General features: G+C 59.1%; 40 protein-coding genes and 1 pseudogene. 24 read left to right on the forward strand and 17 right to left on the reverse strand.

Annotated elements, in window-relative coordinates; translation table 11 throughout:
• Positions 1–37: 37 nt before the first annotated feature.
• The 16 genes and pseudogenes from ACQZ5H_RS04820 to ACQZ5H_RS04895 all read right to left on the reverse strand — a co-directional run bounded on the left by ACQZ5H_RS04820 (position 38) and on the right by ACQZ5H_RS04895 (position 6,606).
• Positions 38–604 carry a hypothetical protein gene (locus ACQZ5H_RS04820; RefSeq protein WP_449096852.1) on the reverse strand — a complete coding sequence of 189 codons (567 nt, stop codon included), beginning with the start codon at positions 602–604 and terminating at the stop codon, positions 38–40.
• The gene (locus ACQZ5H_RS04825; RefSeq protein WP_449096853.1) at positions 601–1,410 is read right to left on the reverse strand and encodes a hypothetical protein; all 810 of its coding nucleotides are present in this window, start codon (positions 1,408–1,410) and stop codon (positions 601–603) included. The genes ACQZ5H_RS04820 and ACQZ5H_RS04825 overlap by 4 nt, the downstream gene beginning before the upstream one ends.
• A pseudogene (locus ACQZ5H_RS04830) lies at positions 1,407–1,583 on the reverse strand (hypothetical protein); the annotation flags it as partial. The pseudogene ACQZ5H_RS04830 and the gene ACQZ5H_RS04825, both read right to left, overlap by 4 nt.
• Before the next feature lie 146 nt (positions 1,584–1,729).
• A complete protein-coding gene (locus ACQZ5H_RS04835; protein ID WP_449096854.1) occupies positions 1,730–2,113 on the reverse strand; it encodes an HNH endonuclease in 384 nt (127 codons plus the stop codon).
• Complete coding sequence (locus ACQZ5H_RS04840; protein WP_449096855.1) at positions 2,110–2,868, reverse strand: recombination protein NinB; 759 nt, start codon at positions 2,866–2,868, stop codon at positions 2,110–2,112. The genes ACQZ5H_RS04835 and ACQZ5H_RS04840 overlap by 4 nt, the downstream gene beginning before the upstream one ends.
• The gene (locus tag ACQZ5H_RS04845; RefSeq protein WP_449096856.1) at positions 2,868–3,167 is read right to left on the reverse strand and encodes a hypothetical protein; all 300 of its coding nucleotides are present in this window, start codon (positions 3,165–3,167) and stop codon (positions 2,868–2,870) included. The genes ACQZ5H_RS04840 and ACQZ5H_RS04845 overlap by 1 nt, the downstream gene beginning before the upstream one ends.
• Complete coding sequence (locus tag ACQZ5H_RS04850; RefSeq protein WP_449096857.1) at positions 3,167–3,832, reverse strand: Rad52/Rad22 family DNA repair protein; 666 nt, start codon at positions 3,830–3,832, stop codon at positions 3,167–3,169. Before ACQZ5H_RS04850 ends, ACQZ5H_RS04845 begins: the two co-directional genes overlap by 1 nt.
• A complete protein-coding gene (locus tag ACQZ5H_RS04855) occupies positions 3,832–4,506 on the reverse strand; it encodes a ribonuclease H-like domain-containing protein (RefSeq protein ID WP_449096858.1) in 675 nt (224 codons plus the stop codon). The genes ACQZ5H_RS04850 and ACQZ5H_RS04855 overlap by 1 nt, the downstream gene beginning before the upstream one ends.
• Positions 4,503–4,685, reverse strand: a complete 183-nt coding sequence (locus tag ACQZ5H_RS04860) for a hypothetical protein (protein ID WP_449096859.1) — start codon at positions 4,683–4,685, stop codon at positions 4,503–4,505. The genes ACQZ5H_RS04855 and ACQZ5H_RS04860 overlap by 4 nt, the downstream gene beginning before the upstream one ends.
• Positions 4,685–4,909: a hypothetical protein gene (locus ACQZ5H_RS04865; protein WP_449096860.1), complete on the reverse strand. Its 225-nt coding sequence runs from the start codon at positions 4,907–4,909 to the stop codon at positions 4,685–4,687. Before ACQZ5H_RS04865 ends, ACQZ5H_RS04860 begins: the two co-directional genes overlap by 1 nt.
• On the reverse strand, positions 4,896–5,177 hold the full coding sequence (locus ACQZ5H_RS04870) for a hypothetical protein (RefSeq protein ID WP_449096861.1): 282 nt from the start codon (positions 5,175–5,177) through the stop codon (positions 4,896–4,898). The genes ACQZ5H_RS04865 and ACQZ5H_RS04870 overlap by 14 nt, the downstream gene beginning before the upstream one ends.
• Positions 5,174–5,452 (reverse strand): hypothetical protein, encoded by a 279-nt coding sequence (locus tag ACQZ5H_RS04875; protein WP_449096862.1) that lies wholly within the window; start codon positions 5,450–5,452, stop codon positions 5,174–5,176. Before ACQZ5H_RS04875 ends, ACQZ5H_RS04870 begins: the two co-directional genes overlap by 4 nt.
• The gene (locus ACQZ5H_RS04880) at positions 5,449–5,772 is read right to left on the reverse strand and encodes a hypothetical protein (protein WP_449096863.1); all 324 of its coding nucleotides are present in this window, start codon (positions 5,770–5,772) and stop codon (positions 5,449–5,451) included. Before ACQZ5H_RS04880 ends, ACQZ5H_RS04875 begins: the two co-directional genes overlap by 4 nt.
• Positions 5,769–6,065: a hypothetical protein gene (locus tag ACQZ5H_RS04885; protein WP_449096864.1), complete on the reverse strand. Its 297-nt coding sequence runs from the start codon at positions 6,063–6,065 to the stop codon at positions 5,769–5,771. The genes ACQZ5H_RS04880 and ACQZ5H_RS04885 overlap by 4 nt, the downstream gene beginning before the upstream one ends.
• Positions 6,065–6,418: a hypothetical protein gene (locus ACQZ5H_RS04890; RefSeq protein ID WP_449096865.1), complete on the reverse strand. Its 354-nt coding sequence runs from the start codon at positions 6,416–6,418 to the stop codon at positions 6,065–6,067. Before ACQZ5H_RS04890 ends, ACQZ5H_RS04885 begins: the two co-directional genes overlap by 1 nt.
• Complete coding sequence (locus ACQZ5H_RS04895; protein ID WP_449096866.1) at positions 6,418–6,606, reverse strand: hypothetical protein; 189 nt, start codon at positions 6,604–6,606, stop codon at positions 6,418–6,420. The genes ACQZ5H_RS04890 and ACQZ5H_RS04895 overlap by 1 nt, the downstream gene beginning before the upstream one ends.
• Before the next feature lie 200 nt (positions 6,607–6,806).
• On the opposite strand from ACQZ5H_RS04895, the gene ACQZ5H_RS04900 reads away from it, so the two are divergent.
• On the forward strand, positions 6,807–7,610 hold the full coding sequence (locus ACQZ5H_RS04900) for a hypothetical protein (RefSeq protein ID WP_449096867.1): 804 nt from the start codon (positions 6,807–6,809) through the stop codon (positions 7,608–7,610).
• Between the two features lie 29 nt (positions 7,611–7,639).
• On the opposite strand, the gene ACQZ5H_RS04905 is transcribed toward ACQZ5H_RS04900, so the two are convergent.
• The gene (locus ACQZ5H_RS04905) at positions 7,640–8,281 is read right to left on the reverse strand and encodes a S24 family peptidase (RefSeq protein WP_449096868.1); all 642 of its coding nucleotides are present in this window, start codon (positions 8,279–8,281) and stop codon (positions 7,640–7,642) included.
• 93 nt (positions 8,282–8,374) lie between these two features.
• Here ACQZ5H_RS04905 and ACQZ5H_RS04910 point away from each other — a divergent pair, with 93 nt between their 5' ends.
• The 23 genes from ACQZ5H_RS04910 to ACQZ5H_RS05020 all read left to right on the forward strand — a co-directional run bounded on the left by ACQZ5H_RS04910 (position 8,375) and on the right by ACQZ5H_RS05020 (position 20,601).
• A complete protein-coding gene (locus tag ACQZ5H_RS04910; RefSeq protein ID WP_449096869.1) occupies positions 8,375–8,590 on the forward strand; it encodes a helix-turn-helix domain-containing protein in 216 nt (71 codons plus the stop codon).
• Positions 8,587–8,907: a hypothetical protein gene (locus ACQZ5H_RS04915; RefSeq protein ID WP_449096870.1), complete on the forward strand. Its 321-nt coding sequence runs from the start codon at positions 8,587–8,589 to the stop codon at positions 8,905–8,907. Before ACQZ5H_RS04910 ends, ACQZ5H_RS04915 begins: the two co-directional genes overlap by 4 nt.
• Positions 8,904–9,326 (forward strand): hypothetical protein, encoded by a 423-nt coding sequence (locus ACQZ5H_RS04920; RefSeq protein ID WP_449096871.1) that lies wholly within the window; start codon positions 8,904–8,906, stop codon positions 9,324–9,326. Before ACQZ5H_RS04915 ends, ACQZ5H_RS04920 begins: the two co-directional genes overlap by 4 nt.
• Before the next feature lie 244 nt (positions 9,327–9,570).
• Entirely contained in the window at positions 9,571–9,921 is a 351-nt protein-coding gene (locus ACQZ5H_RS04925; protein ID WP_449096872.1) for a hypothetical protein, read from the forward strand.
• Positions 9,918–10,127 (forward strand): hypothetical protein, encoded by a 210-nt coding sequence (locus tag ACQZ5H_RS04930; RefSeq protein WP_449096873.1) that lies wholly within the window; start codon positions 9,918–9,920, stop codon positions 10,125–10,127. Before ACQZ5H_RS04925 ends, ACQZ5H_RS04930 begins: the two co-directional genes overlap by 4 nt.
• On the forward strand, positions 10,124–10,339 hold the full coding sequence (locus ACQZ5H_RS04935) for a hypothetical protein (RefSeq protein ID WP_449096874.1): 216 nt from the start codon (positions 10,124–10,126) through the stop codon (positions 10,337–10,339). Before ACQZ5H_RS04930 ends, ACQZ5H_RS04935 begins: the two co-directional genes overlap by 4 nt.
• A 75-nt stretch (positions 10,340–10,414) precedes the next feature.
• Complete coding sequence (locus ACQZ5H_RS04940) at positions 10,415–10,813, forward strand: hypothetical protein (protein ID WP_449096875.1); 399 nt, start codon at positions 10,415–10,417, stop codon at positions 10,811–10,813.
• Between the two features lie 3 nt (positions 10,814–10,816).
• Complete coding sequence (locus ACQZ5H_RS04945) at positions 10,817–11,386, forward strand: hypothetical protein (RefSeq protein WP_449096876.1); 570 nt, start codon at positions 10,817–10,819, stop codon at positions 11,384–11,386.
• Positions 11,387–11,477: 91 nt separating this feature from the next.
• Positions 11,478–11,873: a hypothetical protein gene (locus tag ACQZ5H_RS04950; protein WP_449096877.1), complete on the forward strand. Its 396-nt coding sequence runs from the start codon at positions 11,478–11,480 to the stop codon at positions 11,871–11,873.
• Between the two features lie 11 nt (positions 11,874–11,884).
• Positions 11,885–12,475, forward strand: a complete 591-nt coding sequence (locus tag ACQZ5H_RS04955) for a hypothetical protein (protein ID WP_449096878.1) — start codon at positions 11,885–11,887, stop codon at positions 12,473–12,475.
• On the forward strand, positions 12,472–13,038 hold the full coding sequence (locus ACQZ5H_RS04960; protein ID WP_449096879.1) for an MT-A70 family methyltransferase: 567 nt from the start codon (positions 12,472–12,474) through the stop codon (positions 13,036–13,038). Before ACQZ5H_RS04955 ends, ACQZ5H_RS04960 begins: the two co-directional genes overlap by 4 nt.
• The gene (locus ACQZ5H_RS04965; RefSeq protein WP_449096880.1) at positions 13,035–14,465 is read left to right on the forward strand and encodes a DnaB-like helicase C-terminal domain-containing protein; all 1,431 of its coding nucleotides are present in this window, start codon (positions 13,035–13,037) and stop codon (positions 14,463–14,465) included. Before ACQZ5H_RS04960 ends, ACQZ5H_RS04965 begins: the two co-directional genes overlap by 4 nt.
• Positions 14,465–14,725 carry a hypothetical protein gene (locus ACQZ5H_RS04970; RefSeq protein WP_449096881.1) on the forward strand — a complete coding sequence of 87 codons (261 nt, stop codon included), beginning with the start codon at positions 14,465–14,467 and terminating at the stop codon, positions 14,723–14,725. Before ACQZ5H_RS04965 ends, ACQZ5H_RS04970 begins: the two co-directional genes overlap by 1 nt.
• A complete protein-coding gene (locus tag ACQZ5H_RS04975) occupies positions 14,722–16,080 on the forward strand; it encodes a DUF4942 domain-containing protein (protein WP_449096882.1) in 1,359 nt (452 codons plus the stop codon). The genes ACQZ5H_RS04970 and ACQZ5H_RS04975 overlap by 4 nt, the downstream gene beginning before the upstream one ends.
• Positions 16,077–16,379 (forward strand): hypothetical protein, encoded by a 303-nt coding sequence (locus tag ACQZ5H_RS04980; RefSeq protein ID WP_449096883.1) that lies wholly within the window; start codon positions 16,077–16,079, stop codon positions 16,377–16,379. The genes ACQZ5H_RS04975 and ACQZ5H_RS04980 overlap by 4 nt, the downstream gene beginning before the upstream one ends.
• Positions 16,376–17,185 carry a helix-turn-helix domain-containing protein gene (locus ACQZ5H_RS04985; RefSeq protein ID WP_449096884.1) on the forward strand — a complete coding sequence of 270 codons (810 nt, stop codon included), beginning with the start codon at positions 16,376–16,378 and terminating at the stop codon, positions 17,183–17,185. Before ACQZ5H_RS04980 ends, ACQZ5H_RS04985 begins: the two co-directional genes overlap by 4 nt.
• Positions 17,182–17,385, forward strand: coding sequence for a response regulator transcription factor (locus ACQZ5H_RS04990; protein ID WP_449096885.1), 204 nt, complete (start codon positions 17,182–17,184; stop codon positions 17,383–17,385). Before ACQZ5H_RS04985 ends, ACQZ5H_RS04990 begins: the two co-directional genes overlap by 4 nt.
• Complete coding sequence (locus ACQZ5H_RS04995; protein WP_449096886.1) at positions 17,382–17,855, forward strand: hypothetical protein; 474 nt, start codon at positions 17,382–17,384, stop codon at positions 17,853–17,855. Before ACQZ5H_RS04990 ends, ACQZ5H_RS04995 begins: the two co-directional genes overlap by 4 nt.
• Complete coding sequence (locus ACQZ5H_RS05000) at positions 17,852–18,703, forward strand: hypothetical protein (RefSeq protein WP_449096887.1); 852 nt, start codon at positions 17,852–17,854, stop codon at positions 18,701–18,703. The genes ACQZ5H_RS04995 and ACQZ5H_RS05000 overlap by 4 nt, the downstream gene beginning before the upstream one ends.
• Before the next feature lie 405 nt (positions 18,704–19,108).
• Positions 19,109–19,369 carry a hypothetical protein gene (locus ACQZ5H_RS05005; protein ID WP_449096888.1) on the forward strand — a complete coding sequence of 87 codons (261 nt, stop codon included), beginning with the start codon at positions 19,109–19,111 and terminating at the stop codon, positions 19,367–19,369.
• Between the two features lie 524 nt (positions 19,370–19,893).
• Positions 19,894–20,022: a hypothetical protein gene (locus ACQZ5H_RS05010; protein WP_449096889.1), complete on the forward strand. Its 129-nt coding sequence runs from the start codon at positions 19,894–19,896 to the stop codon at positions 20,020–20,022.
• A 43-nt stretch (positions 20,023–20,065) separates the two neighbouring features.
• The gene (locus ACQZ5H_RS05015) at positions 20,066–20,266 is read left to right on the forward strand and encodes a hypothetical protein (protein WP_449096890.1); all 201 of its coding nucleotides are present in this window, start codon (positions 20,066–20,068) and stop codon (positions 20,264–20,266) included.
• Positions 20,266–20,601 (forward strand): hypothetical protein, encoded by a 336-nt coding sequence (locus ACQZ5H_RS05020; RefSeq protein ID WP_449096891.1) that lies wholly within the window; start codon positions 20,266–20,268, stop codon positions 20,599–20,601. The genes ACQZ5H_RS05015 and ACQZ5H_RS05020 overlap by 1 nt, the downstream gene beginning before the upstream one ends.
• Positions 20,602–20,619: the final 18 nt, after the last annotated feature.

Genomic DNA, 20,619 nt, shown 5'->3' on the forward strand with positions numbered 1-20,619 from the left:
TATCGGCTTTTCGCAGCCTTCAACGCTGCAGGGTCCTCTAGTCATGGTCGCCGGCCCCCATCCTGCTCTTAATGGGTGATGGGGGAAGCTTGAGCAGATTGCCGCCCCAGCGAGATAGCGGATTTGGCTCGACGTCGAAGCCATCAGGCCAATCGCAACGTGACCAGCTACAGCCGCCGCAGCCGTCAACCTCCGGCCACGATGCAACATAGTCATCCTGGCATTCTTCGCAGTCGCAGTGCCGCTCTCCCTTCGGGAAGAAAAGGCTCTCACCTGAGTACCCGCAACGTCCGCTTCCGAAGTGCTCTTCAAGATCGGTCAGGAAATCATCGGTCATTTCGCCGAAGTCGGGACCGGTCGCATCTCCACCATCCATGTCGCAGCCCCATGTGCTGCAGCCCCTGATGACCCAATAGGCGGGGCGCTGGTTGATCGTCGCAATGGTGAAGAGCGCGCGGCCATCGCCATAGACGAGCGGAAGGACGTGCGGCGTAAACTCGATAGCGTCAGCCGGAACCCACAGGTGGGCGCGTTCCGGCTTCTCGATAGCCTCGACGAGGCGAGCGTGGATTTCGTCGTCTTTGACTGAGCGGCCTTCGATCATCCCTCTGCCTCCGGTGCGGAGAGAGCGGCGCGGAGTGCCGAGACGAGGCTATCACGCGGCAAGAACTCACCTGTGTCGCATCTGAAAGTCTGAACTGCTGAGATCGCCTGCTGTGTCGCCTTGGCGAATCCCTTGCCGTAAGACGCCTGCGCGGCGTCACAAGCTCGGGCTTTATCGACCGCGTCACCCGCCATCACATGATCCGTGGGGGCTGTCTCTATTCCCTCGATAGAGGCGCGAAGGCCGGAAAGTTCTTGCTGAACCTTTCGATACGCCGGATCGCGCGACACTTCTTCCGGCGACTTTCTTGGGAAAATTGAGCCGAACTTGCTCCCTGCCGTTTGATCAACGGTGGATTCCGACTTGGTCGCCACCGTTTGATCTGTGGCTGGCGGCGGGGCGAGGTAAAGTGGAACTGTTTCGGTCTTGGTCGGCCATTTCGGCGCCGAGATTCGGAAAGTACCCCCGGTGTCCTGAAGGAGATGACGTAAGGCACCTTCCGAAATCAAAGCTATCGGCTTGCTCCCTGCCGTTTGATCAGTGGGAGGATTCGACGGCGTTTCATGGAACACGTACGAGAGGATCGCGAGCGCCTGTCCGCCGTCGATCATCAGCCCGTCGCATTCCCCTTCCACCGCGCGCTGAAGGCGTTCGATGTGGTCGTAGGTCACCGCCACATGATCCGCAGGCGATGCTTTGGACGTCTGATAAGCTTGCGCAGCGGCCTCAGTCTCGAAGCCGTACACACGAACGAACCAGGTGTCGTTCTCAAGGCTGTGGCCGATATGGCTCTTGTGTTCGCTCATGGCTGGTCCTCCAGTTTGGCGAGGGCGGCTTCAGGGTAAATTTGAACTGAACCGGGTTCGCGCTCGCTCTCGACGGCGTAACCGATTGGCGTCAATTCGGTGCTGTAGAAGCCGACGATGCGACCCTGCCAGGATGAGCCCTTGGTCTTGCGGACGCGGGCGCCGAGGGAGAATTTGCCCGCCACCATTTGTGTCTGGGGCGGTGGGGACCCGCACTCCTTCACAGCCTCCACAACCTGCTCTCTCGTCCAGTACCGCCTACCGTCATCCGCCTGATAAGCTCCGGGGACTCGGTTGAGGTATTCTGAAATGCGGTCGGTCATCTGGACACGATCTCCCCAGTGCGAGTGTCAATTACCTCGCCGTTCATTTTCCGTTTGAAGCGCTTGTTGAAGCCACCAGCCGATTTCTTGATGCCGATGTGCTTTTGGCGGGTGCGGGCGATCTTGGCCTTGACGCCCATCTCCATCGCAGTCTTTGCCTTGTGGGCTTCCTTCAAGGCTGGCGCTAGGTTCGTCTCGCGATGCTGGCCGCCGAGGATGAGCGCATGTACGTGCTCAAGCTCCCAAGCTTCGCCTGGGGCGATCTTTCTGCCCGTCAGGTGGCAGACACCGCCGTGAGCGTCGAACACGCGCTGACGGACGCGAGGAGGCACCTTGGCGTCATCGCTGTTGCCTATCCATTCTTCCACGCTGCGGCTCATGCGGCACCGCCGATCTCGTGCTGGTCTACGCCCACGACACCTGCCACCATCGCCAAGCCATCAGCCTTGCTCATCTCCTTGAGGACAACCTGCCGGCAGTAGCCATAGACGCCGTTTGCCTTGGCTGCGTAGCCTTCTGCGGTCGGAACCTCGAAGGAAGACATGGCAGCAACCTTTTGCGCTTTCAGCACCTCGATATCGCCGCCGTAGTTGGTCGCTGCCCAGAGCATCTTGCTGACGGCCAGAAGCCATGCTTGCGGAGCAATGGGGGAGGAGCCTGCCAACGGGGGCGGGTCAGCAGGCTCCTGAGACGAGGAGGGGGAGTCCTCGTCTTTATCCGGCTGGGAGTCGGAGCCGGAATTGGGTTGTTCTTTCGGGTCATTGAACTCGACGCCAGCTTCAGCGCCCCACGCGAGCATGAATTCGATAAGGTCCGTCATTTCCCTGACGGAGAGGTCTGACGAGGAGTGCCCGAGCGGGATGAAAGACTTCTGGTCAAGCGTCGGAAGAAATTTCACCTCGTGGCCGTAGGCGGCCATGAAGATCACCTTCCACTGATCGGGGGTGTGATCTCGGCCGAGCTTCTTCATGTGAGCGGAGATATCCGTCAGCATAGCCCACAGGCGGTCATTCTGAGGCAAGGAGCGCTTTGTCTCCTTGAACTCAATACGACTGCCCACGGGAACGCCTTGCGCCCAGCGTGCTGCCCTGTCCCGATCTGCCTGTGTCTGGATAACGACGAGGGCGCGGGTCATCAGCGGAACTCCGGGGCGAACGGAATATCGTCGTCCATATCCTGCGAGAAGTTGGCTTGGCGACCCTGTGCTTCGCCACGAGACTGGCCGCCAGAGCGCGTTTCGCCCTTTTCCTTTGGTGGCATCAGCAGAATGACGAATTCGCCGTCTACGGGCGCCGGCACGGCGTTGAGGCGAACGGTGTAGCCGTCCTTGTCCCGCATCGCGAAGGCAACGCCGATCGTCGTGAAGGTGGCCTTGTCGTTGCCCTGGTTATCCTTGTAGCGGCGCACAGCCACGGCGTCGTAACGGTTGGTCATCAGGCGGCTTCCTTCTGAAGGGATTCACGGCGAGCGCCGAATTTCGGGGTGGCGATATCGCGGTAGTCCTTTGACCACCCGTCTCTGTCCATCTGCGAGCCCCAAGACTTTGCCAGCTTGTTGACATCGGCGATGGTGTGGCAGTCGAGGAGGTCGCGCTCGATCTCTTCAAGGCCGCGCTTCATCTGGGCGGCGCTGACCGATGGAGCATTCGGCGTGCGAATGTGGTTCCACGGATCATCCGTCCATTTGCGCCAGCGTAGCTTCCCGCCGGATTCGTAGCTCTCGCAGGGAACCCACGGCGTCGGCAGGGAATAGAGATATCGGCCGATGCCCCACTTCACCGCGGCGCGCTTGAAAGCGTCAGATATGGCGCCCTTCTCGGCTTCAACGTCAGTGTCGCCGGCACCATCTGCCTTGGTAATCCATTCATCACCTACCTTGATCGACAGGTAGCAGATGGTGCGAGGTCCGCTGAACTCGTAGCGGTCCTGCCAGTTGTCAGAACCGACGATGCTATCGAGACGGTCCATCACGTCGCGAGCATCGATGTAGGCGAGTGCCATGGCCTTGTCGCCGTTCTTGGTGACGGTCTGGGCACGCCAGCTGATGGCATCGCGCGGGAACTCCGAGAACAGCAGCTTGATGTCTTCGGTGGTAGCCATCAAGCGGCCTCCCCGAATGTGAAGAGCATCTTCTTGTGGATCTCGCGTGTGCGGCAGATATCGCCGCGGCAATAGTCGGCTATGACCTCGTGCTTTCCTTCCGCGAAGAGCTGCGCGACCATGGAGCCGTCGATATCGCCTTTGCCGGGGATGCCGAGCGCCTGGCACAGATTTTCCATGCTGATCGTATCGCGGACACCGGACCATGCCGTCATGGTGTCGAACACCTTGTCATCCCAAGGCTTCGGATCGAGAGGCCAGAAGGACGGAAGACGAATGCCGAGGATCATGCAACGCCGAGTGATGAACCGGATATCGAAGCCTGCAACGTAGTGGCCGACGATCGTGGGGCTTTGGTGGGTGTACCCCTGCTCAAGGCGCTGGAAAAACCGAAGGACAGTGGCCTTCTCGTCATCGGCAGCAATGCGGGAGACAGACTGCGGGGCTTCATCGTCGAATGCCCAGCCGATGCAGCAGATTTCGCCGTAGGCAGCATCGAAGCTCGTTTTGGCGATGGCTTCCTCGATCGCAGCGGGCTTGGATTCCTTCTCCCATGCCGCGATGGTGTCTGCCTTCTTCATCTGTGCCGGCGGTTTGACAGATGCTGCTACGCGGGATCGGGCTTCATCCGCCTGTGCAGGGATAGTTTCGATGTCGAGATAGAGGTATGTCACTCTGCAGCCTCCCGGATGATTTCCATGGCGCGTTCGCGGCCGATTTCCTTGATTGCGTCCGACACTGCCTGCCGAAGCTGGTATTCGATGTACCCTTCCGGGTTCATGCGCTTGACGAGACGGTCTGTGATTGAGCCGAGACGCTCGGCCTCGGAATGAAGTTCTGCGATCCTGGTCATCAGACCCTCGCTTGCTGTTGGTAGATGATTTCCTGCGCTCGAAGCGCCTCGTATGTACCCGCGCCGATCAGTGCGATGACGATGCAGAAAGCCCAGATCACCGCAGCGTCACGCTTGGACGCCTGAACGACAGGAGCCGGAGTGGTGGGCTGCTGCTGGCAGGTGCCGGTAGGGCAGGCGCATTCGCCCATGGATTTGAAATCACAGCGTTCAGAAGGGATCATCTTCAATCTCCCTTGCAGCCTGCGCGTTGATCTCTTCAGCCTTGAACTTCTCGGCCAGCATGGCGTCGGCCATCCGATAGGCGCGATCAGCCGCCATATCAGGCTGATATTGAGCGTCGTCGGTAGCGCGCTCGCTTGCCATGAGGCCCATAAGAGCCTTACCGGCGAACCAGTCGCGAAGCGTCATGCCGGAATCATCGCGGTAGCCACTCACGATGTTGCACTCGACCGGGAAGGCTGGTCCGCCAGTTGGGATATGCTTGGTCATGACCGGCCCTCCGCCTTGGCGATGGCTTCCATGGCCTTGCGAACTTCCGCTTCCTGCTCAGACGGGGACATCAGAATTTCGTTGTTTTCCCTTTTCCCATGCCACTCGACCATCAGCTTGCATGCTGCGAGCAAGTCAGGTGAAGCGGCGATCAGAAGACCATTCGCCTTGTAGTCAGGGCCGAACACGTCGCAGATGCGGTATCCATCGTTATGCTCAGACTTAACTTCGATCTGGTCGCCGTTGACGATCCATTCTCCGGGCGTGTGGCTCATGATGCACCGCCTTCCAGCGCGGCTTCTGCTTGGGCAATGTAAGCGCCGTTGTTCCCAACATTGTTCGTGGCCGCGTAGCCCTTCGCCAACGGAAGGATGAGTTCCAAAGCCTCGCGAAGCTTGGCTATCTCCGCATCTTTGGCGGCGGTCTCTTTGACGAGGCACATGATCCGGTCTCTAGCACCGCAAACGATGCCTTCGTGGCAGAGGTCATTCCGCATCAGCATGCGGACAGTGCCAGCCATCTGCTCGTCAGTCAGGTCGGGGTAGGATATCGGCAAGCCCGTGTGGCCGTTCCAATCGTAGGTGCGATTGCTCATGACAGCACCGCCGACTGCAGTGCCCACCGGCCACCGAGCACAGCCCTTGCCTTTGTGATAGCCTCAAGGCCCCACGCGTTGGCGGCCGAATTGACGTTGCTCTGGAGAGCCTGAACAAGAAGGCCCTCAAGGGCTTCGCGGGTCCGCTGCAGTTCATAAACTTCAGCCTGCCGAACTTCCTGACGACGCCTCACTTCCTCGCTGTACTGTTCCGTCGAGATAAGGCCGTCTATCCATGCATCGCGCAGGACAAAGCCGGGCACCTTCTCGATTTCAATGGTGTGCTCGCTCATCAGATGCTTGCTCCTCTAACCAGCGCATCCAGACCAGAACGGCGCTTGAACATGGGGACGACAGGAGCCTCACCGGAGACGAAGTCCGCCCATTCCAGAGCGGCTTCGCGCCCGTGGACCGTCTTCTCGTCGTAAAGAACTTTCTCGATTGCGGCGTAGAGCATCTGCTCGAACGTGCCGCCGCCATCTCGGGGAGCGCGGGGGAGCCACTTGTCGCCGATCTGGATATTCTCGACCCGGAACTCATCCGGATAGCGCTCGTCATTGGCGACCAGTTCGGCCTTGCCGTAGAGAAGCATGCCGGTTCCGAGGCCGGGGAGTTGAAGCTCTTCGAAGAAGTAAGTGCAGGTCATCACGCACCTGCCTTGGCGCTTGCCAGATCGGCGCGGCTGCAGACATCGACGAGAACCCGAAGAAGGGCTCCCTGCTCTTGCGCGGCCACACCGCTCAACGACTTCGCCAACGCCCCGTTGATCAGTGCCAGCTTCTTCAGCGCCATCAGCTCGATATGGCTGATCTGGATCGTCGCTGTTTTGGTCATCCCCATCATCCCTTGCTCTGGTGTCTGCCGCCGTCCTGACTTTCCCGTGGGATGGTCGATCGGCTGCGTTGATGATACGGATATTATGCGCAAACGGATAAATAGCAAGCAAGAAAATGCGCAAACGGATAAAATTTATTGCTCGGGCGGATATTGGCGGATAATCTCAGGGCATCGGAATTTACCCGAAGGCAGTGAGAATGAGTGCATCTGCAATGAAATGGGCAAAGCGCCAGGTGATCGAGGACCGAACACTGAAGGCTGTTGTCATGGCGATTGCCGCCGCAACCAAGGGGAATGAATGCAAAGAGACGCAAGGGTCTCTAGCTGATGCGGCCAACATCAAAGAAAGAGCGCTTCGTAACGCTCTAGTGGTGCTTGAAACGTTCGGTGTGCTTTCGAGGCACCGGCAGAAGGATTGGGCGAAACGCGGAAGGTCAGCAGATCTTATCGCCCTGAATACTGGTCTGGAATTTCACCTCACAAGGGAAGCGATCATGAGTCATCGTTCTTTGGGACCAACCGGCATATCATCTTGGGACCAACCGGCACCGGATGCCGGAGCGCCCACAGGCCAAAATGACATTCGCCATATAGATAGCACGCACGCGCAGCGTATTTCTCTGTCCTCACCACCTGAATCATCTCGAAGCGTCAGCGTATCGACGCACGTTCGCTTTGATAGGGGGCGATGCAAATGGCGATCCAGCATCACGGTAGACGGAGTGACGATGGACCTCGGCAGGTTCGACGAGAGAGGGCACGCTGAGGCCTATGCTGTTCAAGCGGAAGCCGATGTCCGCCGCACCTCCAGCATGAAACCAGGAACGCCTTCCTTTCCGGTGGTCCCCCCTTCAAAAGCAAAGCTCGACGCTCCCTCGCTTGGGGCGTGGCTGTTTGGCGACGACGATGAGCCACCCTGTGAGAACGGCGATGGCGAAGCCGTCGCTTTGGGTCAAGGGGCGAAGCTCCTTGGGGGGTGCGGGGCGCAGCCCTGCGAATAAAGGGCAGAGCAAGAGGCTGCGCGCGCGCGTCACGCGAGCCTCAGATTACCCTGGATGCCACCTGAACGGTCGACACGCTTGAGCTGAGCCTTCGGGATGACGGCGAAGATTTCACCAATCCAGTCGAGAGCAACATTCTCGATCGGGGCCGCGTTGAAAGACATGAGGGTGATCGGAGACCCCTTCATGACCGTCTTCAGAAAGCGCCGGCCGTCAGTCGTCTTTACGGCGGCGTCTTCTCCGTAGAACGCCGACGTGGGCTTCTTCTGATCTCGATAGACCACAATCACATGCCCATCCTTGTAGACCGGCAGCATTGAATCCCCCCTTACTTCCAAGGCGATCATATCGTCCGGTAAAGGGAATGGTACGTGCACCTGATCAATCCCCTCAGGAGGCACCTGTTCGAACTCAGGCATGATTTCTGCGCCAGCGCCAATGAATCCCATCACCGGTACCGGATGCCAGTCGCTTTCCTCCGCCTTGGGTCCTTCGTCAGCGAGACGGTCATATTCCGCGTTGATCGCATCCCGTCGATGCCCTTCCGGCTCAGCACCAGCCAGCCATCGGTTCACAGTTGATTGCGACACGCCAAAGTGCTCAGCCAGCTGCATCTGCTTCCACCCGCTTGCAGCCATGATAGCGCGGATCTTGTCAGGAATTGTTTTCATGGCGAGACGCTATTCCTGAGCGCGGATAAACAAAAATGCGTTCGCGGATAAAATGCGCTTGCAAATAATCCGTTTGCGCATATTATCCGCTTCATGAGCACGATGAAGCACATCCGAAAGAACGTCTTCAAGGTCAACCAAGCTGAGTTTTCAACTCTGGCTGGGGTGACGCAGGCAACCGTGTCCCGCTGGGAAAATGGTGGGGCTCCATCCCTTGACGAGATGAAGGCGATCCGGATTGCGGCCGAGGACCGCGACATCGAATGGGATGATCGCTTCTTCTTCGAGATACCGGAGAACGCCGAATGACCAAGCCAATGAGTACATTCACCTTCGATCCGCCCAGCGGCGAAAAGGTTGACATCCAGGACGTTTGCACTTGGCTGATCCGGGTAATGAACAAGGGCGACAAAAGCATCAAGTTCGTCGCCAGTGTTCTGGCCTTTTACCTTGATCGTGGTGGTCTCAGTCAAAAGCAATACGACCACCTTCAGCATGTCTTCCAGCGGGTCACAGAAGCTTTCGAGCGCGGCTCTCTAGAGGTGCAGGGCTCTGTTATCGCAAGAGACGATGGAAGCCCGACAAACATCGTCAGCTTCAATGTACGTGCTGGGAGAGGCGAATGAATCAGCATCCCGTCCCCACAGAAGGCGAGCTCGAACTTGAGATTGCTGCTCTGCAGTCGCGTCTCCTGAATCTCCGCAACCGTTGGAAGTCGAACAAACCCGTGAAATACGCACTCGAAAGCCTGCCGGCGCTTCTTGGTCGCCAGCAGCTCCTTCAGCTTCTTCTCGTGCTTGGTCTCGACGGCGATTATGTCGCCATCGAGAAGGATCGCTCCGTTGATCCGGGTGAGTGGCTTGCAGCTGCAATCGCTCATCGGGCTGTCAGGGCTGACCGCCTGCGCCGGGAAGAAGATCGTCGGCTTTCCGAAGATTTTGAGCAGATGCTTCTACGAGCATCTGGAGAGCCTTGTGGGCTTTCTCCCGAAGCCGAACCCCAGCCATCTCAGCAGGCGTCGTCTGCGGATAGCCCCCTTCAATAGTTCCAGAGGAGGAGTCGGCTATGGAAACGCTTATTTTGAACGGCGCGCACAAGCGAGTTTTGGCGAGGAATGTACCACGCCAGTACCCCATGTCCCGGTCGTACGTCACCTCTTCGAGGTCAAACAATACCGGCTTCTCAGTTTCGTCACTCATTCCAGTTCGCTCCTTGGCGGTTGCGGTTGATTCCGTTGGCAACTGCAATCTTCCACGACCTGCCAAGGGGCGTCCAGCGGAGACCGCAGCATGACCACCACCGCTGAAATCCTCCAGAAGGCCCGAGACCTGATCTCGGAGTGGAATTTCGACATGACTGCCGCGCCTCTCGGCAAAGAGGTCACCGTCACCCGGCAGGTAACTGTCGATGGCGAAAAGCAGGATCGCCAGTTCAAGGAGCATCATGTCGCTCCGGTCTGGCTGGCAACGGCTGATGGCAAGGTTCATCGCTCGTACTGGATCCCCGCCATGAAGACGTCTGCAGGCCGTTGGGCTGGCTTCAGCGAGAACAGCGACCAGCCCATTGCCTGGATGCCTTTCGAGGTTCCTGCCCACCCTGACGCCATCAAGCGCGCCATCAGCGCGGAGGAGGCGGCATGACCCGCGTCTTCATTCCGGACGACATTCGCGAAGCCGCAGCCCGCTGCACGGAAGGGCTTGTTCTTTCCCGTCTGCAAAAGCGGGAAGAGATCGAATTTATGAGGACGATCCACGAGCGTATCGCCACGGCCATCATGGCTGAACGTCGCCGCTGCGTGCTGGCGATTACCGCCGGACATCGTGACGAAAGGTATTTTTTCTCATGATCACGGCGGGCGGCATCCTTCTCGGCATCATCATTGGCGGCTTCTTCATCTGCATGTTTGCGGCAGTCTTCCGCAGCTCAGGACGCCTAAGCCTCGAAGAAGACTATGGCGCCCCCGAAGGGGCTCTCGACATTCACCACATCAACATCCCGAACGCTTCCGGTTCCAAGCTTGGCGTGCGGGCTTCCTTTCAGTCGTCTGGCGGCGGCTGAACGCAATACCTAACCGGCCGTGCGCTTCCTCTGACACCAGGAAGCTAACCCCAAGGCGGCAGGAGCGCATTCACGGTGTCAGAGAATTTCGTACCGACAGAGTTTTCTAAAACAACAAAGAAGCAGCAGGGACAAAAAGCCATGAGTACGGCAGTTGCCAGCGAGTACGTGAGGAGAATGGTCGAGCGGGAAACCGCCGGCAATGGAGATGTCGAGAACGCGATCAGGAGGCTTGCTCGCAAGCACGGGCTTTCCTTCTGGCAGATCATGCACCTGCGGGCGGGCAGGGCAAAGTCGATCACGGTTGATGCGTTCATCGCCATCCGTGGCGCGTACCTCGAATACTGCGAACAACAGATAAGCGACCTCCGCAAGGAGATCGCGGAAGTGCGAGGGAACGATGATCGCTTTGAAGATCTGGTGGGTGAAGTTGAAGCTCTGGCTGAAAAGGTCAGGCGAGCAAAAGGAAGGTGACGAATGAGCGTAGCCGGTGACAACAAGAAATTGACGGACGAGCAGCGGCAGAAGCTGTTCGCCTACCACTTCCGCAAGGAGCTTGCCGCGGAGACAGCGCGCCGAGCGGCGGCGGCTGAGAAGTCGGCCAATCGCAAGCTTGCCAAGGGCGCTGATGCGTCCTTCACCGGTCAGAAGTTCGACCACTACCTCAAGGCCCATTTCGGCGAGGACGATCAGAAGCCGGTCGATCGGCTGAAGTCGGATCGCGAAAATCTGGAGTGGTTGGGCCTCATTCCTTCCACTGCTGGCGATCTGTTTGCTGCTGGTGACCGTGTCGACAAGGAGGCCATGATCCGCGCCAAGGGCTACAAAGCTGGACTCCTTGGCCTCGATCGCGTGTCCGGTTTCGACGGCGGTAGTGTCGACGACAAGCTTTGGCTGGAATCGTACGACGCCGGAAAGACCGAGTTCGATACCCAGTTGCCGGAAATAATGTCGATCGTGCAGGCGACCGTCACCAAGGAAGAGCCTGCCGTGACGCCGGGCACCGACCCCTTCGCGGGCGCCAATCCAACCGGTAAGCCCAACTGAGTTCCCTGGCGGCTCGCTACCTCCTCCCAGCTGAGCCGCACCACCTATCCCGTCGCGAATGACGGGAGCTTTTTCTTCCGGAGTTCACCACATGCAAGCCAGTATTGTAGAGCGTTTCCCAGAACCGTCAGCACCGGCAACCTCTATGATCTGCCCTTGCTGCCTGCAGTTCGTCGAAGGCGTGACAGTCTTAGCGGACCCGACGACCTGCAGGATTACCGTCGGCACGAAGACCGCGCTGATGAAGCGCAAGCAGTTCGTCTTCGCCAAGTACCTCCTCGATGCCTATCCGCTGATGGCGGCCAACGAGAACATCATGCGGGACGTCTTCCCCGATCGGAACGGGCGCAAGCTCAAGAAGAACATCATCGCGGTCAACGCCTCGCAGATCCGGCCCATCATGGACGATCTCGGCTTCTCGATCGAAACCATCCGTGGCACCGGCTATCGCCTAGTACGCCATCAGGAAGCGGGAGGGCGGGCATAGTGGTTATGATAATGGGCTTCGACCCGTCCAAATCTACAGGCTGGTGCGTCTATGACCCAGACCAGCAGAAGGTGGACCGGAACTACGCGCACATCAAGTGCGGCGTCCTGCAGATGCCGGATAAGGCCGACCACTATTACACCGGCGATCAGATCGGCCTGAAGGTTACAGCGCTCATCCGTGAATATGGTAGGCCAGATTGGGTTGTTCTCGAGGAGCAGTCCCTCGCCAAGATCGGCAACACCAGCGCCGACGCGATGCTTTACCCTTGGATCGCCACCACGGCCATCGTCTCCACCATCGCCAACTTCGGCATCCCCTACGGAACCTTGCCGCCGGCTACCTGGCGCAAGGCCTTCTTCGGTCAGACGTTCAAGCCCGCGCTCGACAGCAAGGGCAAGAAGGACTGGAAGAGCGCCGCCGTCAGCGAATGCGAGCGGCTTGGCATCAAGCTCCCCCCTCAGAAGGCACTAGGCCACAACGCGGCCGAAGCTTGCGCCTTGGCGATATGCTGGGGCGTGCGCGAGATGAAGGTTCATGCCGGACGCTACCATCAGCCGCTTATGGATCTGCGCATGCAGCGGAATGAGAGGGCGGCGTGACCTGGTTCTTCGATCCCCTCGTTCCCCTTCATTACGAGCACATCGTCATCGACCCGCCGTGGGGTTTCGATCTCTACAGCAAGGAAGGCGCGAAGAAGTCGGCGCTGGCAAAGTACGCCCTTATGAAGGATGACGCGATCCTCGCGCTTCCTGTCGGCAAGCTCGCCAGCATGGATTGCCTGCTTTACTGCTGGGCAACGGCTCCGCAGCTTCCTTTGGCTATCGAGTGCGTCAAGGCTTGGGGCTTCGAATACAAATCCGTTCTGGTCTGGAGAAAGACCACGGCCGCCGGCAAGATTCGCATGGGGACTGGTTATCGTGTCCGCACCACCGGCGAGGTGGTCGTTGTCGCCACGCTCGGCAACCCGAAACAGGCCGTCATTCCCCAAACCATCTTCGATGGAATCGCCCGCGAGCACAGCCGCAAGCCGGATGAGTTCTACGCGCTCTGCGATCGGGTAATGCCCCACGCGCGCCGCGCTGACGTCTTCGCTCGCGAGCAGCGGGACGGCTGGCACGGCTTCGGCGACGAAATCCTGAAATTCAATGAGGCTGCAGCATGAACGCCCACGCCACCTTCATGGACAAGATCACCGAAGACGACGTCATCGAAGCCGAGCAGACAGTCATTGCCAGCATCTTCGCGAACAATGAGATCGTCAACGAATGCGGGCTGGAGGACTCGGATTTCACCGAGACCCTGCATCAGATAGTCTTCTCCGCCGCGCAGAAGCTCTACAGCAGCCATCAGCGGATCAACGCGGTATCGCTCAAGCCTTTCATCCCGCTCGACGCTGGCATGGGCGATATGAGCCCAGCCCAGTATATCGGCAAGCTCCAGATAGCCGGCGCTCGCGCGCTGTCTCAACTTGATGGCAGCCTGGATATCATCAAGGGTATGTCTCTCGCCCGCCAACTGGTCCGAGAGGCTGAATTTGCCGCATCAATGGCGAAGGAAGGCCATACGCTCCTGACGCTCGGCGATGAAATCGAGCAGATGGAAGTCAGGCTGAAGGAACTGCGCTCGCGCTTTGCCGAGACTGTGGCCGTCAAATCTCCCGGCTCCGAATATCTCACCGCCTTCAACGCTTCCTCTCGCCGAGATGGTCTCATCGGCGTTCCAATTGGCCTTGAAGAGATCAAGCGAGTATTGTCGGAATCGGTCTTCGCCGGCGGCAACCTCTATGGCCTCCTGTCATCGTCGGGCGAGGGCAAGACCTCCCTCACCATCCAGATCATCTTCCACGCCATCCGCTCCGGCCATCCGGTTCTCTTTCTCTCCTATGATCAGTCTGCCTATCAGTGCATCCGGCAGATGATTGCCCAGGTTCACGGCATCAGCGTCAAGCAGCAAGACGAGCCGATGAGGCTCATGACCGAAACCGAGCGGGACCAGTGCGTCAAGTTCGCTACATGGATCGAGCGCCAGCCGTTGGAGATCATCCGCTGCCAGCGGGAAGGGGTAGGGCAGCTTACCGCCTACGCCCGCCGGTTCATCAAGAAGCGCGCCAATGGCCGAACGCCGCTGATCGTCCTTGACCACATCGGCAAGGTGAAACCGCGGGACGCCAAGCTCTCCCCTGATCGCATCTCCGGAGAAGTGACCGTCGAGCTAAAGGCCCTCGCAGATGAGACACAGAGCGCGTTTCTCGTCCTGAACCAGCGCAACAGCTTCGGAACCCGCCGAGACAACCCACGGCCAATCTCGGCCGATCTGTATGGGGGTGAGGGCGCCAAGGCCGACTATGATGGCATCATCTACCTGTACCGCGCCGAGAAATACAAGGCCGACCGGGTAGCGACGGCCGCCACCGACGCGGACTGGAAGAAGATCCACAAGGTATTCGGCTCAGATATCGAGGGCATCGCGGAGATCGGCAGCATCAAATGCCGCTTCGGCGATCCGAACATTCGGGAACAGCTTCGCTTCGAGGCCCAGTACACCCGCTACGAGCCGCTGCAGCCGGCGCGCGATAAGGAGCTTTTCTGATGAACTGCCGCATTGATTGGCCAGGCCCTCTTTTCTATCCGCCGCAAGGGAAAATAGCCGTGATGCATTCTGGAGCAAGAATTGAGGTTTGGCCGAACGAGAGTGACGCGGATTGCTTCACAGGCCTGCTGCTCGATGCCGGAGCCAGTTACGGCAAGCGCGTCGTCTTCGATCTGAGCTGCATGTGGGGACGCGAGCATATCGACCATATCGAAGAGCCGACTCAGACGGATATAGCCGTGATGGAGTTTGCAGCATGAACCAGCTTGTCACACAGCGCACGGTTCTCGACCTCGTCGACGAGTACGACGAGAAGAATGCCGCCATGGACGACGCGGTCGCTTCATTCGAGGCGGCGTTCAGCAAACTGGAGCTGGCCGCAAGCGTTCAGGGCAAGTACGTAGCGCCGGTCACCAGGCATCGACCATATGTCTCAGCGAATGAACTGCGCTCCAATCTGCTCAAGTCTGGCTGGAAGGCAATCTATGACCGGCTCCAGATCGACCGCATCGCGAGCGCCAAGGACAAGAAGCTTTTCGAACGAACCTTGGAGCAGCCGCCGGAATTGACGTTCGATAACGCCAAGGCCACCTTCGGCGATTATCTGATGCGTCCCCGCTACCATATCCTGCGCGGCCTTGCAGAGGTTTTCGCCGACCTGGATCCAGCCTACAAGTCTCACTCCAAGGTGAAGATCGGGGTGAAGGGGCTTCCCAAGCGCGTCATCGTTTATTGGGGCGATTACAGCAGCGGCTGGGGCAGGGACAAGTTCCGTGACATAGCCAATGCGCTCGCAGCCTATCGCGGTGATCCTCAGATCGAATACGAGGAGCTGGCCGAGATAGACGCGTGCCACCGGATCGGCCAGGACGCCGTCCTTGATGGCAAGGAACTGAAGAAGTTTCGCGGCGGCAAGGATGAAGTGATCTACACGCCGAACCGCGGCCTGACGGTTCGCAAGTTCTCGAATGGCAACGCTCACGTATTCTTCAGCCCGGAATCGCTACTCGACATTAACAGGGCGCTTGCGGAATTTTACGGCGATGTCCTGCCGGACGCTGAGGAGGAAGACGCAAAGCCGCAGGCAAGCACAGCCGTATCAAAAGACCTTCAATTCTACTGGTCGCCCGCCGACGTCATAGCGCGAGCCTTGGAGGTCGCCGGCATCTACCCACGCAAGGATTACTCAGGACGTGAGGCGCCGGCGCACAGGGTGCTTGAGCCGTCCTGTGGTGACGGCCGAATCCTGGACGAGCTGCGGGAGAGAGGCTGCCGCCCGTTCGGCATTGAGGTACATGCCGGCCGAGCTGCTGAAGCCCGCGCCAAGGGCCATGCGGTCCTAACCGGCAACTTCCTGGAACAGCCGCCACGTGAGGAATTCGACTTCGTCGTGATGAACCCGCCTTTCTACGGCCGGCACTACGTCAAACACGTCAATCATGCACTCAAGTTCCTGAAGCCAGGCGGCTCGCTCGTCTCCATCCTTCCGGCGACAGCTCACTACGATCATCAGGAGCTACAGGGCCAATGGACGGACCTTCCAGTCGGCAGCTTTTCCGAGGCTGGAACCAACGTTCCAACAGGCATCCTCAAGATCAGAAAGGAATCGGCATGAACCAGTGCGGATTCGGCAGCTTCAAGCGCCCCACGGGCTTCATTGCCTGGATCAGATTATATCACCACGGCGAGAACCGCATCCTCCGCGACGGTCGAGACGACATAATCTTCCCGTCTGAGCAGGAAGCAGAGGCCGCGGCCAAGGATGAGTTCCTCCGCCAGATGAACAGCCCGATCGTCTCGGAGGCGATCACCGGGCCGACGACGAAGCGAGCGCTGGCGAAGTCGCAGTTGGAGAGGTTGTTTCGCGGCGGCGGGAAAACAGTCGAGGTCGAGCGCAAGGAGACAGCAGCATGAACAGCACCGCCCGCAAGTTCGAAACCGCCTCCGACTGCATCAGTCATGCCGCAGCGGTGCGCAATCGCCTCATGAACCCCGTCAAGGCCGTTCGGCCGGCAAAGCCCGCCGTTGAACTTAGAGTCGTGAACGTCGTCGTCGAGCGCCCGCTGTGGAAGCGCGAGGTGATCCGCTTCGAAGAGCACGTCAGGGCATGGCAATGGCATCTCGCGAGCAGGAAGAAGGACAAGCACGTCGAGTTCGTTCGCCGCCGGTCGATCGAGATGGGCGTCTCGTACGTAGAAGTCATAGGCCCCAGCAGGTCGAAGAACGTCACCCATGCACGTCAGCGCATCATGTACGAGCTGCGGATGACCTTCGACCTCTCCTATCCCCATATCGGCAGGCTGGTGAATAAGGATCATACTTGCGCAGTCGCCGCGGTCCGCAAGTTCCAGCTTCGAGAAAAGGGACATTGCACCGAGAAGCAGACCAAGCTCGTCCGCTTGCGCGCCGACGCTGTGACCATGGCGAAGGTCCGAAAGCTCTATGAGGATGGATGGAGCATTGCTGATATAGCCCGCGAGATCCATTGTAGCCGCGAGACGTTCGTTGCCGTCGCCAAGGAGCAGGGATGGTATGATCCTGATCGCGCTATGGCACGTGCTCACAACTTCGCGGCGATGAAGCGAGACTATGATGCTGGTATGCCGATCAAGGAACTGGCTGAAAAGCACGGAATCGCCGCGCGGACATGGGCCAATATTCGCCGGAAACTCGGTATTGAGCAACGGGAGCACCACACGAAGTGCAGAGGTGCGGCATGACCGACCCCCACCTCACTCCGGCGGAACTCGAAGTTCTCGCCCTCATCTGCGACGGCAAGACCGTCAACGAGATAGCCATGATCACCGGCCGGGCATACGAAACAGTTCGTGCGCACAAGACGATCATCATGTCGAAGTTCGAGGTCTACAAGGATACGGCGCTGGTTGCGGCCGCGCTGAGAAGGGGCGTGATTGATTGAGCGATCCATCCCTCTTCCCCGAAGAAATAGCACCGCGTCGGCCTCGATCGCCGAACGGCATCAACGTGCATCGCTTCCTGGAAGGCTATGGTGTTCGCGTACTGCCCTACACGGAGGCGAGGGGCTGGAAGGAGCGGCCCTCGAACGTAGTCTATGGCGGACGGACTGTGGCCCGCCTGATGCGAAAGGATATTGATCGCGTTGGCCTCGTCATCCGCTGTATCCAGGAGAGCAACCCAACCTGCTTTGACGACGTTGTCATCTGGAGCGTCTGGCAGTTCATTGGGGCTCATATGGCCCACAGGAAGCCAGCGGACGTGCTCAACGCCTTCCGGGCCGTAGACATCGCAGTGATCAAGAAACGCGCTCACCGCCTCACCACGGGCAGCTATGGGCGGATGAGCAAGACATGGCCGGTGATCGCCTGCCTACTGGCCGATACCATCATTGAAAAGGAACATGCGGCATGAAGATTTCCGAGCGTCAGCAATACATCGACGTCGCCGGCCGGACAGTGCTCATCACCAACCGGCAGAAGGTCAACAACAACTCCCTCTGGATCTACCACGGCTATCAGGTCGACCGGGATGGCAATCGGATTGGCGAATGGAGGCTCTGGAAGTCCGATGGTCGCGACTGGGTAGGCGCCATGTCCTATAACCTGATCCGAGAGGCCAATGTCGGCATGAAGCTGTCAGAGCCTGCGACCGTCATCCTGGAGCGCCTCATCGAAGCCTGCGAGACCGATATCGCCATGCCGGGCAGGACAGGGCCGAAGCAATTCGGCAATGCCATGCCATCGTCGGCGTTCGGATCGATCGATGTCTGGATCCTTGAGGTTTCCGAGCTCTTCGAGAACAATGGCAGCCATACCTACAACCGGAATATCGCCATCAGCGATGCGGACGTCAGGCGTGCCAAGTGCTCTCCGCAGCGCATCAGCCGAATGGAAGAGGCATTCTCCTGGCTCGGGAAGTACGTCTTCGATCACGAGATGCGCCGCGTGCTGATCGCCTATGCGACCTGCAAGGCCAACGGGTGGGATTGGGACGAGGTAATCCAGCGGCGGAACCGAAAAACATCGTCCGAAAAAGCATGGGTTAAGCGAACGATTTATCGATGGATTGGCAAATCATTGCATGAAGTTGCAACAAAACTTTGCAATGACGCAATTATCTTGCGTGATGGGGCGGGTTTACAGGTGGCACACGAAGCGGCAAAACCGTCATGCAAATCGATATCGTCCGATTTGTGCGAGCGGCGGGAAGATGATTCGAACCGGCAGCAGCCGATGTTAAGCCCCGCGCACGCCGCATAGAAATTCAGATTGCTGACCTTCGCGGGTACAGCATTCCCCTCACGGGGCGCCGACAAGCCAACGATAGCGCAGAGCAGAGGCCGTTGGAGCCAATTGCAGATCAGGGTTGGCAAGTGAGCCATGGCCTTACGATACCGGAACCAGCGTGACGGGCTTACTCCTGCTCGCTCCGGTTAGGGTCTGACAGGCGGGGAGCATCCCGCCCCCTGATGCTCTGGCTTCGGCCAGGGCGCCAATCACAGAAGCGCTCCGGCGCTAGACGGTAGCCCTCGGGCCGGTCAAGCACATTGCCGCGCTGGTGCACACAGCGGCAAGACCGTGGCGGGCGACATCGCTGAAGCCGTCAGGAAACAATGCCCGCCAAGCCTCGGTTCGCCGAGGCGGGCTATCTATTTGGAGAGCACGATGAGAAGCATCATGTCGGTTGCGGCAGCCGCGACCTTTGCAGTCATGGCATCGTCTGGCTGGCCTCGCGCCGCGCCTCAGCTTGTTCGCCGCGGCGACCTCGATCTCTCCCAGCCCTACATCCCGCCGGCGCGCCCCAAGGCGACGGCAGAAGAGAAGGCGGCTATCCGAGACCGCATGCGCCTCGCCCAGACCAAGCGCGAGCGTAAGGCTGAGAAGCTTCGCGGTCTCGTCGCTTCCGGTGCAATGCTGCCCGCCTAATGCACCACAAGCGCAAGCGCCCCAAGTCCACCCGCTCCGGCTGCCTCATGTGCAAGCCTTGGAAGCGTCAGGGCTCCTGCATACAGCACCGCGCCAAGATATCGGATGTCAGGCGCATGGAGCAGTTCAAGTGCGAGGTAGTAACGTGGCGTTCTTGATCATCTTCGGCCTTCCGATAGCCTCCGTATGCCTGTTTGCGCTCCGCATCCAGATCTTCTTGGCTGCCCGTGAAGCTCGCGACAATGAATACCGGCGAAAGTGCATAAGCCCTCGTGGCCCTCAGAAAGTCGACTTCGATTCCGCGCCGTGGACCGGCTCCAGTTCAAGTGCGAGGGTGTGAGATGAGACGAGCGGTCATCATCGTTTTGCTCGGCATTGCCGTCTCGTGCATGGCCGCCGCTTTCCTCACGGCATGCCAGTCGTATCAGCCGCCGTGCTCGGATTGCTGGTTGATGGTGCCGTAGAAAATTCATCCGCATGCCGTCACTCCAACCGAAATGATTTTCCGCTCAAAGGAGGCTCCCATGTCGTTCGATGCTGCAAAAACTGCAATGACCGAAGCGTTGGCCAAGAAGCCGGAAACCCCGGACGAATGGGCGAAGGTCATCAAGGCCGCCGAAGACCTGCTTCGCTCTGCAGGCGTCAGCAAGTAACCCAAGGGCAACGCGTGGGGCGCGTCAACCTAGGAGAAACGAAATGCTCTCTGTCTCCGCGCTGATCGCGCTCCTCGTCTTCCTTCTCATCGTCGCGTTGATTACCGGCCTGATCGTCTTCCTGATCCGCCGGGCGCCATTCATCCCTGCTGAGTTCAAGGCATGGGCGGAATACGCAGTCATCGCTATCGCGATACTGATCATCATCGTCAAGCTTCTGAACCTTCTGGGGGTGGCCGCCTGATGCCCTGCTATATCGAACTCGGCCACGCCTCATCCTCCGGCTTCCCTGCCATCGGTCCCGAGCCCATGGAACTCAAGAGCGGAGCCTTCCCGGTGAAGCTTGAAGGCTCGCACGACGCCATGGTCGTTTCCTCCGACGAGCCTGGCTGGCTGCATGTCGGGCGCGAGCATGACGAGAAGGCCGCGATCGGCCGGAGCCGGCGCATCCTTCCATCCGTCATCCGTCCACTCTCTGGTGTAGGCGGCGGCATGTACGTCTCCTTCATCGCCGATGCCGCCAAGCAGGCATTCAAGCGCAAGGCAAAGGCTCAGGCAGAACAGCCCGCATCGGAATAAGCCCTGCCGTGGGCAAAG

Source organism: Rhizobium sp. 21-4511-3d (genome assembly GCF_053522545.1).